13 protein-coding genes are annotated in these 14365 nt (G+C 75.3%); 3 read left to right on the plus strand and 10 right to left on the minus strand.

The window, feature by feature from the left end:
• Positions 1-30 precede the first annotated feature (30 nt).
• From ACZ7JZ_RS27420 to ACZ7JZ_RS27450, 7 genes are all read right to left on the minus strand, one after another.
• Positions 31-600 (minus strand): hypothetical protein, encoded by a 570-nt coding sequence (locus ACZ7JZ_RS27420; RefSeq protein WP_470943715.1) that lies wholly within the window; start codon positions 598-600, stop codon positions 31-33.
• 29 nt (positions 601-629) lie between these two features.
• Positions 630-1115, minus strand: coding sequence for a DUF3291 domain-containing protein (locus ACZ7JZ_RS27425; RefSeq protein WP_470943717.1), 486 nt, complete (start codon positions 1113-1115; stop codon positions 630-632).
• A 48-nt stretch (positions 1116-1163) separates the two neighbouring features.
• Positions 1164-1880, minus strand: coding sequence for a helix-turn-helix transcriptional regulator (locus ACZ7JZ_RS27430; protein WP_470943718.1), 717 nt, complete (start codon positions 1878-1880; stop codon positions 1164-1166).
• A gap of 72 nt (positions 1881-1952) precedes the next feature.
• Positions 1953-2660 carry a VanZ family protein gene (locus ACZ7JZ_RS27435; RefSeq protein WP_470943719.1) on the minus strand — a complete coding sequence of 236 codons (708 nt, stop codon included), beginning with the start codon at positions 2658-2660 and terminating at the stop codon, positions 1953-1955.
• An 85-nt stretch (positions 2661-2745) separates the two neighbouring features.
• Positions 2746-3135, minus strand: coding sequence for a VOC family protein (locus ACZ7JZ_RS27440; protein WP_470943720.1), 390 nt, complete (start codon positions 3133-3135; stop codon positions 2746-2748).
• A 118-nt stretch (positions 3136-3253) separates the two neighbouring features.
• Entirely contained in the window at positions 3254-5902 is a 2649-nt protein-coding gene (gene rph, locus ACZ7JZ_RS27445; protein WP_470943721.1) for a rifamycin-inactivating phosphotransferase, read from the minus strand.
• A gap of 183 nt (positions 5903-6085) precedes the next feature.
• Positions 6086-6643, minus strand: coding sequence for a hypothetical protein (locus tag ACZ7JZ_RS27450; protein WP_470943723.1), 558 nt, complete (start codon positions 6641-6643; stop codon positions 6086-6088).
• Between the two features lie 324 nt (positions 6644-6967).
• On the opposite strand from ACZ7JZ_RS27450, the gene ACZ7JZ_RS27455 reads away from it, so the two are divergent.
• A complete protein-coding gene (locus tag ACZ7JZ_RS27455) occupies positions 6968-7975 on the plus strand; it encodes an ArsR/SmtB family transcription factor (RefSeq protein WP_470943725.1) in 1008 nt (335 codons plus the stop codon).
• 42 nt (positions 7976-8017) lie between these two features.
• Here ACZ7JZ_RS27455 and ACZ7JZ_RS27460 read toward each other — a convergent pair whose 3' ends face one another.
• Positions 8018-8896, minus strand: coding sequence for an isocitrate lyase/PEP mutase family protein (locus tag ACZ7JZ_RS27460; protein ID WP_470943727.1), 879 nt, complete (start codon positions 8894-8896; stop codon positions 8018-8020).
• 330 nt (positions 8897-9226) lie between these two features.
• Here ACZ7JZ_RS27460 and ACZ7JZ_RS27465 point away from each other — a divergent pair, with 330 nt between their 5' ends.
• Positions 9227-9634, plus strand: a complete 408-nt coding sequence (locus tag ACZ7JZ_RS27465) for a DUF3224 domain-containing protein (RefSeq protein WP_470943728.1) — start codon at positions 9227-9229, stop codon at positions 9632-9634.
• A gap of 9 nt (positions 9635-9643) precedes the next feature.
• Here the strand turns inward: ACZ7JZ_RS27465 and ACZ7JZ_RS27470 are convergent, their stop codons facing one another.
• Positions 9644-9847, minus strand: coding sequence for a hypothetical protein (locus ACZ7JZ_RS27470; protein WP_470943730.1), 204 nt, complete (start codon positions 9845-9847; stop codon positions 9644-9646).
• A 344-nt stretch (positions 9848-10191) separates the two neighbouring features.
• On the opposite strand from ACZ7JZ_RS27470, the gene ACZ7JZ_RS27475 reads away from it, so the two are divergent.
• A complete protein-coding gene (locus ACZ7JZ_RS27475) occupies positions 10192-11391 on the plus strand; it encodes a S8 family peptidase (RefSeq protein WP_470943732.1) in 1200 nt (399 codons plus the stop codon).
• 86 nt (positions 11392-11477) lie between these two features.
• On the opposite strand, the gene ACZ7JZ_RS27480 is transcribed toward ACZ7JZ_RS27475, so the two are convergent.
• Positions 11478-13973, minus strand: a complete 2496-nt coding sequence (locus ACZ7JZ_RS27480; RefSeq protein ID WP_470943734.1) for a trypsin-like serine protease — start codon at positions 13971-13973, stop codon at positions 11478-11480.
• Between the last annotated feature and the right edge of the window lie 392 nt (positions 13974-14365).

Raw genomic sequence — 14365 nt, forward strand, 5'->3', positions numbered from 1 at the left:
ACCGCGTGCGGGCGCCGGACGCGGCCCGGTTCAGCGGCGCCCGCGCCCGCGCCCGGCGGCAGGCGGCGCCGCCTGCCGCCGGGCGGCGCCGGCCGGCCAGACCACCTCCACCGGCATCCCCGCGGCCCGGGCCGCGGCCACGGTGTCGGCGGTGCCGCCCGTACGGCCCGGGAGGCCGTCCCAGACGGCCACGAGCAGTCCGGCGCGGTGGAGGAGCACGCGGTTGGCCGCGGCGTACGCACTGCGCCCGGCCCGCCGGTACGGCATGACCTTGACCTCGGCGGCCGCCCGGCAGAGCCGGTCGAACTCCTCGGCGTACCCCTGCCCCACCATGCGCTCGCGGTAGTCCGCGGAGGGGAGCACGGCGACGAGCCGGCCCCCGGCGCGGAGCACGGCGTCCGCGAAGAGCGCATCCGTCCCGGCGGCCAGGCAGGAGAGGCCGGTGAGCCCGGAGGCGGGGAAGCGGGCCAGCAGCGCGCGCAGCGCGGCCGCGACCAGGGGGACGGTCTCCTCGGACAGGTCGACGTGGCCGGTCACCGCGATGGTGGTCGTGGGCGTCGCGGCGACCGCAGCCGCGATCGTGGTCGAGGGGGTGGTCATCGGCTCCTCCTGCTGCGGTCTGAACGGTCTCAGTGCGCCGGTGCGGTCTCCGCCTCGGCGGCGGTGTAGGAGGAGACGAAGGTGAAGGCGCGCGGGGAGGGCCCGTTCGCCCGCAGGTCCGCCAGGCGCTCCAAGGCCTCGCCGACGGTGGGGACGTGACCGGCCGGCACCCACCACAGCACGAGGTGCGACTCGGCGTGCCGGTCGAACCATTCGCGGCGCCGGCGCATCAGGTCGAGGTGCCCGCTGCGGTAGACGTAGTCCCACAGGGGCTGGCGGTCCTCCCAGACCGACAGGTTGACGATGACGTCCTCGCCCGCCGGGCGCAGGCCGGTGGCGTCGCCGCTGCCCTCCTCCACCAGCCGCCAGACGAATCCGGGGGTCGCGTCGGCGACCGCGTTGAGCGGGTCGAGCATGTCGGCGAACGGCGCCATGCGCGGGTCGTCCAGGGGGTACCGGAGCGTGGCGATGTTGAGCTGGGCCAGGTGGAAGGCGGCGTGCGGAGAGGTCGTCATGCCCTCATCCCAGCACGCCGCCGTTTTCTATGTCAATCAATATTGTTTTTAGAGATGGCCGCTGCCGCCCCCGTCGCTGCCGTCCCCCTCGACCACCACGCAGCACTCCCCGGGCCGCGCGTCCATCCGCGCCCGGACGCCGCCGCCCGCCCCGAGCAGCCCCTCCAGGAGCGCCAGGTTCATCCCGCAGACCAGCGGGGGGAAGCGCTCCGCGACCGCGTGGAAGGGGCAGTTGCGCATCCGTACGACGGGCCCGGCGGCCGGTGCCCCGCCGCCGCTGTCCCCGTCCGGCTCCCCGCCGCCCTCCAGATGCGGTTCGTAGCCGCGGGCCGCCAGCACCTCCACGGCCTCCGCGAGGCCCGCGCACGGCGGCGCCGCGGCGCGCAGGGCCTCGCCGCGGCGCCGCGCGGCCGCGCGCAGCCCCTCGTCGAGGCCGGCCTCCTCGGCGGCCTCGGCCAGCAGGTCGGCGGCCGTGCGGTAGTCGCGGGCGGGCAGGGAGACGGAGCGCTCCGTCCGCGAGCGCGTGTACACCTTCGCGGGCCGGCCGGCCCCCGGGCCCGAGCGGCCGGTCAGCCGGCGGCTGCCGCTCTCCAGCAGCCCCGCCTCCGTCAGCCGGTCCAGGTGGTGGGCGGCGAGCGTCCGCGCCACCCCGGCCGCCTCGGCGGCCTCGTTGCGGCCGACCTCGCGGCCCTGCGCGGCCACGTACTCGTACAGCCGGCGGCGCACCGGGTCCTGCAGTGCGGCGATCACGTCGATGTCGTTCACCACACCAGTCTACGAATCTACGAACAACCCCGATTGGCGATAGAAGCGCCTGCCCGGGCGGTTCGGGGGCGGTCAGCCCGTGCCGGCGCGGGGGCGGCGCCCCGGACGCCGTGCGGCCGTGCGCCGGACGGCGGCGCTCCAGGCCTCGCGGCGGCGCTGCCACCAGTGGCGGCGGGGCCGGTGGACGGCGCGGCTCAGGCGCCGCCCGAGGAACAGGTAGCCCAGCAGGGCGCCCGCCGTGTTCAGGATGGCGTCGTCGATGTCGAAGGCCCGCCCGGTGACCAGGGCGCCCTGGACCAGCTCGACCAGGATCATCACCGCGGCCGTGGGTACGGCCACCCGCAGCAGCCCCCGGGTCTGGGGGACGAGCACGGGCAGCAGGATCCCGAACGGCACGCCCAGCAGCAGGTTCCCGCCGAGCTGCTTCGCCGCGGAGTTCACGGACGCGTTCTCGAGGTAGGCCTCGATCGAGGCGCCCGGGCGGACGTTGCTGTGCACGATGCCGGCCGAGGCCGCGGAGGGCTCCAGGGTCAGGCGGGCCAGGGCGATGCTGAACAGCACGAGCCCCACCAGGCTCGCCAGCATCGCGAGCGCGCGCAGCGCCGGGTGCATGCGGCGCTGCGCCGGGGCCCCGGACACCGCCTCCTGCGCGGGAGCGCCGGCAGCGGCCGGGACCGGGGGGCCCGCGGGCGGCTGCGGCGGGGCCTTGGGCGGGGGTGGGGGCGGGGTCGAGGAGGAGGGTGCGGTGGTGGCGGTGGCGGTCCTCTTTCGCTTGAACACAGGTCGCTCCTTCGCGGCTGCTGTGCGGGCACGGGTACGGGCTCGGGCTCGGGTACGGGCACGGACGTCGGCGCGGACACCCGGCCTACTGCCGTACTCCTGCTGCCGCGAGGGTGAAGGAGTGGCCCGCGGGGTCGCTGAAGAGGCGCGCGGCCCGCGGGCCCGGCTCGCTGTCGGAGGAGACCGGGCGCGCCCCGAGCGAGACCGCTTCCCGCTCGGCCTCGTCGAGGTCTTCCGCGGCCACGAAGATCCGCAGGTGGGCCTGTTGGGAGTCCTCGGGGCGCGGCCAGCTCGGCGGCGCGTGGCCGTGGTCGCGGCGCACGGCGAGCTGCTCCCCGGCCTCCGTCACGACCTCGACCAGGTCCGGTTCGCGCCCGGCGCCGGTCTCGGCGCCGAGCAGTTGCGCGTAGAACCGGGCGAGGGCCTCGGGTTCGGCGCAGTCCAGTACGAGAACGCTCGTCTTCTTGACCGTCATGGCCCGCGCCTACCCGGGCCCGCCGATCCCATGCGCCTTATCCAGAAGGGCAGTTGGGGACGAGCGGGGGCCCCGGGGTGGAGTCCCCGGCCCCGCCCCCGCCCCCCCCTCCGCCTCCTCAGTCCAGGAGCTCCACGTGCCCGTCCGTCCCGTGGACACGGATGCGCTGCCCGTCGCGGATGAGCCGGGTGGCCTGTGCCACCCCGACCACGGCCGGCAGCCCGTACTCGCGGGCGATGACCGCCCCGTGCGTCATCAGGCCGCCCACCTCCGTGACGAGTCCGGCGGCCCCGACGAACAGCGGCGACCAGCTGGGGTCGGTGAACGTGGTGACCAGGATGTCGCCCTCGGCGAGCTCGGCCTCCGCGATGTCGAGGACGACGCGGGCCCGCCCCTCCACCGTCCCCGCGGAGACCGCGAGCCCGATCAGCGCCCCCGCCGGGGCGTCCCCGCGCCGGTACGACCCGCTCAGGGCCTCGCCCTCGGAGGTGAGGACCCGGGGCGGGGTCAGCGCCTGGTGGACCGGGAAGTCCTCCCGCCGCTGCCCGATGAGCTCCGCCAGCCGCCCGTGGTCCGCCCCGGGCGCGCGGACCACGGCCTCGAACTCCTCCAGGGTCAGGTAGAAGCAGTCCTCCGGCGCGGCGAGCACCCCGGCCCGCACCAGCCGCCCGGCCTCCCGCAGCAGGGCCTCCTTGTACACGGCGTAGCGGCTGATGATCCCGTACTTGGGGTACTCCCGGTATCCGACGAAGGTCCGGACCCGCTTGATCATCCGCTGGGTCTCGGCGGCCTTCGCCTCCCCGTCCGGCAGCGCCCGCAGCCGCGCCAGGACGTCCTGCTCCTTCTCCGCGGCCCGCTGCCGCCCCTCCTCGAAGCGCCGTGCGGCGGCGCCCGGACCGAAGTTGCGGACGTTGTCGAGGATCGCGGGCACCAGGGCAGTGGGGCGCTCGCGCCAGCGCGGCCGGGTGATGTCGATCTCGCCCACGCAGCGCATCCCGTACCGGTCGAGATAGGCCTCGAGGGCGTCGCGCGCCTCCTTGCCGCCGGGCAGGTCCGCGAGCCCGTCGGGGAGGTCCTCGTCCCGGGCGCCCTCCAGGAAGGCCGCCACCTGCGGGTACGGGCGGACCGCGTCCGCGACGCCGAGCAGGTCCAGGCCCATCTCGGAGGTGATGTTGTCGGGCGCGGACAGGGTGAGCGTGTCGGCCGCGTTCTTCTCGCCGAGCCATTCCAGCAGCTTGTCGTTGAGCCACCAGGTGGCGTCCATCCCCGCCGTGATCGCCTGCATGCTCAGCGGGTCGGACAGGACCCGCTTGTGCTCCTCGAAGGCCTCCCGCAGGAAGTCGAACAGCTCCGGCCCGCTCTTCGCCCGGATGTCCCGCTCCAGCGCGGCGACGGACTCCCGGCTGCGCGCGATCAGCCCGGCGACCACGGCCGGATCGGTCGGCAGGGGCTCCGCCGGCCCGCCGCCGGGCCCACCCGCACCCGGCGGCGGACCGGCGGGAGCGCCCCCCGGCCCGGCGGGGGCGCCCTCGGGCAGGGCCGGCCCGAACTCCCCGCGCTCCAGTACGGTCTCCAGCGCGTCCCGCATCAGCGGGTCGCCCTTGCCCAGGGCCTCCACGAGCCCGGCGCGGGCGGCCGGCGAGGCCAGGCGGGAGGTGACGTCCACGAACAGCCGGCTGCCCGCCTCGCACATGGGCACCATGGCCGTCCGCTGCCACATCGAGTACCCGAGGGGCTTCATGGCATCGGTCATCATCTGCCCGTGGCCTACGGAGACGTACACCCGGAAGCCCTCTTCTTCCGCGGCGGGGACGGGGAACAGCGTGGTCACCGCCCGGCTCTGCACGATGCGGAAGCCGTCCTCCGCCAGGCACCACTCGATGTCCTGCGGCCGCCCGAAGTGCGCCTCGATCCGCCGACCGAGCCGCACCAGCCGCAGCACCTCCCCCTCGCTCAGCGCCGGCTGCTCCCGCTCCTGCGCCGCGACCGGCACCGTCTCCGTGCCGCCGCCCGGCAGCGGCCGTACGGCGCGCTCCTTGGCGGCGACGACCCGGCCGACGACCCGGTCGTCCCGCACGGTGAAGACGTCCGGGTCCACCAGCCCGGACACCAGGGCCTCCCCGAGGCCGAGACCGGCGTCGACGGTCGCGACCCGCCGGTTGCCCGTCACGGGGTCGGCCGTGAACAGGACTCCGGACGCCCGCGGGAAGACCATGTGCTGCACGACCACGGCCATGTGCACCGTACGGTCGTCGATGCCCCGGCGCCGCCGGTAGGCCACGGCCCGCTCGGTGAACAGCGAGGCCCAGCAGCGGCGCACGTGCCGCAGGACCTCGTCCGCGCCGACCACGTTCAGGTACGAGTCCTGCTGCCCGGCGAAGGAGGCCGTCGGCAGGTCCTCGGCGGTCGCGCTGGAGCGCACGGCGTACGGGGCCTTGTCGCCGTGCCGCGCCAGCGCGCCGCCGACCGCGGCGGCGAGCCCGTCCGGGACCGGGGCCTCCTCGACGGTCCGGCGGATCCGCGCGCTGAGCGCGGCGATCGCCTCCCTGTCGTCCGGGGAGGTGCGCGCCAGCGCGTCGAGCTGCTCCCCGATGCCGGGCGCCGCCGCCATCGCCCGCCGGAAGGCGTGCGTGGTGACGCAGAACCCGCCCGGCACCCGGACCCCCTCGATCCGCGCCAGCGCGCCGAGCTGCGCGCCCTTGCCCCCGACCGCCGCGGTCTGCGCCGCCCCGACCTCTTCGAGATCCACCACGTACTGCTCGGTCACTGCGGTCCTTTCGGGGTTGTGTCGCATAGGGCGAAGATTGTGCGACGTCCCCGGGGCCTTGCCGCAAGCCCCCCAGTGCGCTATAAGTTGAGTACGGCAAGGAGATGTCTCTCCCTGCCTTTTCTTATTTTCCGACCGGTCCGGGCCGGCAGGCCGGGTCCGGGCCCGTCAGGTCGGCTCCCGTCAGGGGCAGAGCTGGCCGGGGCGCGGGCTGCAGCCCGGGTCCTCGGGGTCCCCGGGGCCGCCGGGCCGGTAGTTGGACCACCACAGCGGGGTGGAGCCGTAGTACACCACCATGTTCCCGGAGTTGTGGAGGGCCAGGTAGGCGCCCGGGTGGTAGTGCGTCTGGCTGTTCCACACGGGGCGCATGGCGGCGTCGTACACGACCAGGTTGCCGTCGGCCTGCATGTACAGCTCGTTGCCGACCCCGTAGCTGCCGCGGGCGGTCCAGACGGCCGTGCCGTCCCGGTAGAGCACGGCGTGGCCGTCGAACTGCATGGCGAGCATGGTCCGGCCGTCGGGCGAGTACCAGGCCTGGCCGCGGGACAGCCCGCTGGTGCCGTGGATGATCGTGGCGTCTGCGGCCACGGCCGCCGGGGCCGCCGCGGGGGCCTTCCGGGCCCCGGCGGCGTCCGCCCCGGGAGCGGCGTGGGCGGGCCCGGCCAGCAGGCCGACGGCCGCCAGGGCCGCCCCGAGGGCGACGGCGGTACGGGCAGCGGGCGAGCGTCGCATGGCTGTCATGACGGGCGGTCTCCTCAGGTCGGGAACGGGGAAGCGCGGACTCCCGGAATCTCCGGAACTCGCGGTGTCCGCAAGCCGGGTGCACCGGGGTGCCCCGGCCCGGACCGGGGCGGGCGGCCCCTGACCGCCGCCCCGGCCCGGCCAGTCTCACCAGCCGCCGATCCGTCCCACAACACCCTTCGACCACCGTCGAATCCGGACAGCGACGGGCCCCCTTACGGCAGTTCCCGGCCGGATGCGCGACGCGCCGCCGCAGCTCCGCGGCCGGGCCGCCGGCCGCCTCGTACGCTCGGCAGCCGTCTGCCGTACGCGGAGAGGAAGCCGGTGCTGCGCATCCACTTCACCCCCGACGACCTGACCCGCGTCCGCGTGGCCCGGTTCCCCGATCCGCTCGCCGAGACCATCCTCAGCCTGCCCGTCCTCCAGGACCGCGGGCGGGGCGGCGTCGCCCTCGAGGGCTGGCGCGAGCGCACCCGCGGCAGCCTGCGCGCCCCCATGCGGCCGCTGTTCGAACTGGCCCCCGCCCAGGTCGAGTACGTCCCGGAGGCCTTCGCGCACGCCGCCACCGGCACCCTCGCCGACAGCCTCGACCACACCTGGTCCCTGCCCCGCGCACAGTGGGCCGCCGACCTCCGCGCCACAGCCCGCCTGCGCCCAGGCGCGCCGGGCTGGATCCACGCGCTGCACCGCGGCGACCGCGAGTGGGGCGAGGTGGTGCACGGAGCCCTGTCCTCCTACCACGCCGTCGCCGTCGCCCCGTACTGGGCGCAGATCACGGCGGCTGCACACGCCGACCGGGCGCGGCGCGCGCTGGCGCTGGCCGACGACGGGGTCGAAGGGCTCTTCGCCGGCCTCCACCCCGGGGTGCGCTGGTCCGCCCCCGTACTCCACTGCCCCTGCGAGACCGATGCGGACCTGCGGCTCGCCGGGCGCGGCCTGCTGCTCGTGCCCACGTTCTTCTGGCCCACGCCGATCGCCCTGGTCGACAACGCGGATCCCGGCCGGCCGCTGGTGCTGCGCTACCCCGTCGCCCGCGACCTCGCCGACTACGGCCGGATCTGGGCCCCGTCCGCCGGCCCCCGCCCGGAGGGGGCGCTGGGCGCCCTGCTCGGCAGCACCCGCGCCCGGGTCCTGCGGGCGGCCGAGACCCCCGCGAGCACGGGCGAGCTGGGACGGCGTACGGGCACCTCGGCGGCGACCGCCAGCCACCACGCGACGGTCCTGCGCGCCGCCGGGCTGCTGACCACGGACCGCGAGGGCAGCGGGGTCCGCCACGCCCTCACCCCGCTGGGCCGGGCCCTCCTGGCGGACGCCGCGGCCCCCGGGGCATGAGGGCGCCTCACGGCCGCCGGCCGCTGCCCGGACCCGCCGGGGCTACACACCCGCGCCGGCGCCTTCGCGGGCGGTCGGTACGGGGCGGTGGCGGGCGAGGTTGCCCGCCAGGAGCTCGGTGGACTCGCGGACGCCGATCGCGCCCGGCTCCTCCGCCGCCGGGAGGCGGCCGTCGGAGAGCCGGAGCTCGGTCAGGGCCGCGTCCATCGCCCGGTGCGCGGCGAACAGGCACGGGGTGCTGTAGATCGCCGCGTCGACGCCGAGCCCGCCCAGCTCGCCGAGCGAGAGCCGGGGCGACTTGCCGCCGGCGATCTGGTTGAAGAGCAGGGGCTTGTCGCCGACCGCGCGCCGGATCCGCCGGATCCACTCCACGCTGCGGACCCCGTCGACCAGCACCACGTCGGCGTCGGTGGCCGCGAGGGCCTGCGCCCGCCGGAGGATGTCCTCCTCCTCGGTGGCGTCGGTACGGGCGACGACCACGAGCTCCCGGCGCGTGGCGAGCACCATGCGGAGCTTGTCGAGGTACTCGTCCAGGGGCAGGACCTGCTTGCCGTCCGCGTGCCCGCACCGGCGGGGCCGCTTCTGGTCCTCCAGGATGATCCCGGAGGCCCCGGTGCGCTCCAGCGACTCCACGACGTGGCAGGCGACCTCGGCGTCGACGTAGCCGTCGTCGATGTCGACGAGGAGGTGGTGGCGGGGGAAGGCGCCGCGCAGCCGCTGGACGAAGGCCGTCATGTCCGGCCAGGCGATGAACCCGATGTCCGGCAGGCCGTAGTGGGAGGCCGCGAAGCCGAACCCGGACACGAACATCGCGTCGTAGTGGGACGCGGCCACGGAGGCCGAGTACATGTCGTGGACGCCGATCAGCGGGGTGGTGCCCGGTTCGGCGATCCGTGCCCGCAGGTCGTCTCCGTAGCCCATGTACATGATCCTTTCGCGGTCGGGGGTGCCCGCAAGCAGTCGCAAGCAGTCGTAAGCCGTCGGAAGCAGTCGGCGGTGGTCGGAGCCGAAGGACTGCCGTCGCGACGGCTTTGCCCATCCTTTCCCGACGGCCCGGCATGTCGCGCCTGCTGCGGCCGCGCGCTCACCCCAAGGGCGCAACCGGGGGACGGTGCGGGGTCGGCCGCCCGGGTGACGGGCGCTCAGCCCCGGGGGTGACGCGGCGGTGGCGCATTCCGAGGCCGGGGGCTGTCCGGTGGAGCGTGAACTTCCGCTGGAGCCGCTGTCGGTGGTGCGCCCTACGATCCGAGGATGCGAGCTTCAGGAATTTTCAAGGTTGCCGACTTCACGCCGACCCGGGTGTCCGGCTCACAGATCCAGACTGCCGTGGCCGTCGGCGTAGCCACGATGGACAAGAAGTACGAGGGCGACGTGACCGGGCGCTCGACGACCCTGTTCACCTCCGCGTTCGACGAGTCCACTGGCATGGGCACCTACCTCGCCATGGAGTCCTTCGACGGGACGCTCCGCGGCCGGGCGGGCTCCTTCAACTTCGCGCACTCCAAAACCACTCGGGGCGAGAGCCCGCAGGACGAGTTCTTCGTCATCGTTCCGGGCAGCGGAACGGGCGCTCTGGCAGGGATCAGCGGGACCGGGGGCATCAAGGTCGACGCGGACGGCACACACCACGTCTGGTTCGACTACGAACTCGACCAGTAGCGCAGCACGTCAGCGGCGGGCGTGTCTGCCGTGGGGGGAGCGGGTGCGGCGGTCGGGGCGGGTGGGGCGCTTGCCCGGGCGGCGGTGCGAGGGGGTCCGGTGGGTGAGGAGGGCCTCCTCGTAGCGGCCGAGGGCGAGGACGGCGGCCAGGAGGGCCGGCGGGAGGGCGAGGGCGAGGGCGGCGGTGGCGGGGTCCGCCGGGCCCGCCGTCACGATCCGCCCCCGTGACCGGCGGCGGGCGCTGCGGGCGGGGGGCCGGCGGCGGGCCGGCGGCGGCGGTGCGCGGCTGCGGGGAGGGCGGGCGGCTGTTCGGTCATGTGCCGCTTCTGCCCGTTCCCGGCCCGGTATGCGGATGGTCCGCCGCCGGAACGTGTCCGTTGTGTGGGGGAGCTGCCTCGAAAGGGTGTGCGGGGTGGGGGCGGGGTGGAGGGCTTTTTGAGAAACCTTGTTGAATAACCGGCTACCCCGGGTTCGGTCTTGATTTGCTCCTGTCAATCGGAACAGGGTTGATCAGAACGTTTGACGCCCCACACGTCACAACGAGGAGCAACCTGTCCATGGCAACTCACAAGCGATCCAACGGTCTTCGCAACACCGGCATAGCCGCCGGCGCTGCCGCGGCGCTCGTCGCGGGCTTCTTCGCGAGCCCTCTCGCCGGGGCGGCCGCACCGGCCGAGGGGACCGTGCACGGACTCGGCGCACCGGGCGCCGTGGCCGGAAGTTTCGTCGTCATACTCGACGCATCCGCGAACAAGGAGGACCTGGCAAAGAAGTACGGAGGCACCCTGGAGCGCTCCTACGGCTCCGCGGTCAACGGATTCTCCGCCTCCGGCCTGACCGTTCAGGAGGCCAGGCAGCTCGCCGCGGACCCCGCGGTCGGCGAGGTCGTGCAGAACAAGCGCTTCAGCATCAACGAGACGCAGGAGAAGCCCCCGTCCTGGGGCCTGGACCGGATCGACCAGGCCGACACGGCCGGGGACGGGAAGTACACCTACCCCGACGACGGCGGCGAGGGGGTGACCGCGTACGTGATCGACACCGGCGTCAGGGTCTCGCACCAGGACTTCGGCGGCCGGGCCGGACACGGATTCGACGCGGTCGACAACGACGACACGGCCGACGACGGCAACGGCCACGGCACGCACGTGGCCGGGACCATCGCCGGCACCGCCCACGGAGTCGCGAAGAAGGCCAGGATCGTGGCCGTGCGGGTCCTGGACGACAACGGCTCCGGCACCACCGAGCAGGTCGTCGCGGGCATCGACTGGGTGACGCAGAACCACTCCGGCCCGTCCGTCGCCAACATGAGCCTGGGCGGCGGCGCCGACGAGGCGCTGGACGCGGCCGTCCAGCGGGCCATCGCCTCCGGGGTCACCTTCGCGGTCGCCGCCGGCAACGAGTCCGCCGACGCCGGGCAGGGCTCGCCCTCCCGGGTCTCCGAGGCCCTCACGGTCGCTTCCAGTACCAAGGACGACCGGCAGTCGGAGTTCTCGAACTTCGGCGCGGTGATCGACCTCTACGCCCCCGGTTCGGACATCACGTCGAGCTGGAACGACAGCGACACCGGGGTCAAGACGATCTCCGGTACCTCCATGGCGGCCCCGCACGTGGCGGGCGCGGCCGCCCTCTACCTGGCGGCCAACCCCGCGGCGACCCCCGCCGACACGGCCGCCGCGCTCACCGGCTCGGCGACCGCCGACGCCATCGCGGACCCCTCCGCCGGCACGGCGAACAAGCTCCTCAGCGTCAAGCCGTAGTCCCCCGGCTCCGACAGCCCGTGAGGCGGCCCCCCTTCGTACAGGGGGGCCGCCTCACGGGTGGTGGTGGCGGTCGCGGGACTGCCTCAGGACGCCGTGAAGCCCTCCACGAGCACGCGGTGGTCCGAGTACGGCGTCTCGGTGACGGTGCACCAGTTCCTGCGCTCCGTACCGAAGATGTAGTCGATTTTCACCCCGGACTCGTGGGTCGGGCGCCCCGTGCGGGCCGTCCCGGTCTGGTCGCACTCCTGGTAGCCGGGGGTGCCCGGGCCCGTCGAGTAGAGGCCGGCGGGCCAGACCCAGGCGGCGGTGTTGTTCGGGGCGTCCGGCGGCAGGGCGTTGAAGTCCCCGCCGAAGACCGTGCGGGGGAACCCGCTCACCACGGTCTTGATCTGGGCGAACTGGTCGTCGCGGTAGTCCCAGGTGGGATGTGCCTGCTCGGCGCCCAGGCGCGCCGCGTGGACGGTGCACAGGCGGATGCCCCAGGCGGTCGCGGTGGCGCAGTGGAAGGGGGTGTTCAGCCCGGTGACCGGCTGGGTGGTGGGGTAGGAGCGGGGGTCGCCGAGCCCGCCCCTGGCGATGATCGCGGTGCCGATCGCGTCGGCGCGCCCGGTGCCGTCCTCCCCGCAGCGGCTGGGGGACTTCTTACCCTCCTGGGACCACTGGTACGGCTGGAAGGCCGACTGCCAGCCCGCACCGAGGCGGGTCATGAGGAGGGCCAGGTCGTCCTGGCAGACCTCCTGGAGCAGGGCGGCCCCGACGCGGTTGGCGGAGACCTGCGCGGTGACCACGCCCACCTTGTCCTCGGGGGAGCCGGTGCTCCCGCAGCCCCAGGTCGACCGCTGCGGGCCGCACATGTTCCACGACATCACCTGGAGGGTGCGGGGGAACTCCTCGACGGCGTAGGGCATCCCCTCGGCCGGTACAACGGCCGTCGCGGGGGCGGGCGGGGGGCTGGTGAAGGTGCCGGTGACGGACAGGGCGCCCAGGGTGCCGGTGATCCCCGGGAGGGTGACCGGGGCGGTGCTCCAGCTGCGGTCGGCGCGGCGGACGGTGTGGACCACCCTGTTGTCCGCGGTGACGGCGGCGAGCTGGAGCTCGCCGTCGACGTGAGCCGTTGACAAGGAGGTGGCGGTGATACCGCCGAGGTAGCCGGTCAGCTCGCCGAACCGCTCCCAACTGCCGTTCGCCTTGCGGATGGTGTGGTGCTGGCGGGTGCCGCTGTCGGTGGCGGCGACGAGGTGGGCGTCGCCATCGATGCCCGCGAAGGCGACGCGGGTGACGGGGCCGGTGGGGCCGGCGGCCTGGGCGACGTCGCCCCAGACCGTCCAGTGGCCGGACGTACTGCGCAGGGTGTGGTGCATCCTGCCGCCGCTGACGGCGACGACCTGGAGCGCTCCGCCCGCGGAGGCCGCGGCGGCGTGCGTCACGGCGCCGACCGGCCCGGCCACCCCGGCGAGGTCGCCGAACGGGGTCCAGTGGCCGGCGGCGTTGCGGAGGCTGTGGAAGACCCGGCCGTTGGCGACGGCGAGGACGTGGAGGTCGTTCCCGATCGACACGGCCGAGACCTGGGTGAGGCTGCCCAGGTGGCCGGCGACCTCGCCCACGTTCCCGAAGGGGGTCCAACTGCCGTCCGCCCTGCGGACGGTGTGCCGGAGCGTGCCGTCGGTCGCGACCGCCAGGACGTGCGTGTCGCCGCCGATGCCCGCGGCCGCGGCGGTGCGGACGCCCCCGATGGGGCCCGCCTCGTCCTGGACGTCCGTGAAGGCGGTCCATGTGCCGTCGGCCAGCCGGACGCCCTGGTGCAGGGCGGAGCCGCTCTGCACCACGGCCCCGGTCTTCCAGCCGTGGGCCCGGGTGCGGGTCTCCAGGATCCAGTCGGCCAGTCCGTCGGTGCGGACCGCGACGGCCCCGGTACGGGTCTCGGCCGGGTCGCTGCCCAGGCAACCACCCCGCCAGGAGCGGCTGTTGAGGGCGACGAGCTCACCGTCGGCATTGAGGACGGGGCCGCCCGCATCACCGGGGCAGACGGTGCTGCCCGGCCCCGCGGCGGTGAGGGCCAGGGTGGTGGCGTCCCCCACGGAGACCTTGAACGCGGCCGTGTGCACCTGTGCGGGCGCCAGCTCCGCCGCCGTCCGGCCGTACCCGGCCGCGGTCACCGCGGAGTCCGCCGCCGGGGCGGCGGCGGCCGTCCTGGCCGGGCTGACACCGGTGACGGCCTTGTCCAGGTGCAGCAGGACCAGGTCCCGGTCCGCGCGGGGGGCCAGCTCCGTGACCCCGTACGCCCTCCCGCCCACGGTCGCCTGCACGGGCTGCGCCGGAGCCCCGGCGGTCACCCCCGCGCCGAAGCAGCTCTTGGCGCTCAGCAGCCAGTCCCCGGCGACCAGGACGGCCGAGCAGCCGCGCGCGGAGCCCTCGGCGCCGACCGTGATCCGGGCGGTGTGGGCGTACGCGCCGGAGTCCGGGGCCCCGACCACCGCCTGTGCGGGCGCGGGCGCGGACCACAGCAGGCCGGCGCCGACCGCGGCGGCAAGGCCTGCCGCTGTCCAGGGCGACCGGAGGGTGGGGCGGGGGCGGGGCATGGGGATTCCTCGGATACGTGGAGTGCGGGGGTGCGGGGAGCGCGGGGGTGCGGGGGAGGTGGCAGGCGGGGCCCGGGGGACGTGGTGCGGCCGGGTTCGGCCAGGCGGGTCGCGGTGCCTGCCGCGGCGCCGGGCCCACCGGCCGAGGGGGCCGGATACGGGTGGCCGGTTCCTCGACGCGGTCGATCATAGGGGGCGGGGTGCGGCGGCCCACCGGCGGCCGTCGGCTGGGGCGGCCGGGCGGCTGCGGAGCCCGCCGCGGCCGGGGCCGCGGACGGTGATAATGGACCTCCGAGGGCGGGGCGGGCCGCGGCCCGGCCAGGCCGCGGGGCGCCCCCCCCCCCGTGGCCGCCGAGGGGGACGGCGGCCCACCTCAGTGGGGGAGAGAGCGT

Source organism: Streptomyces sp. NPDC038213 (genome assembly GCF_055600495.1).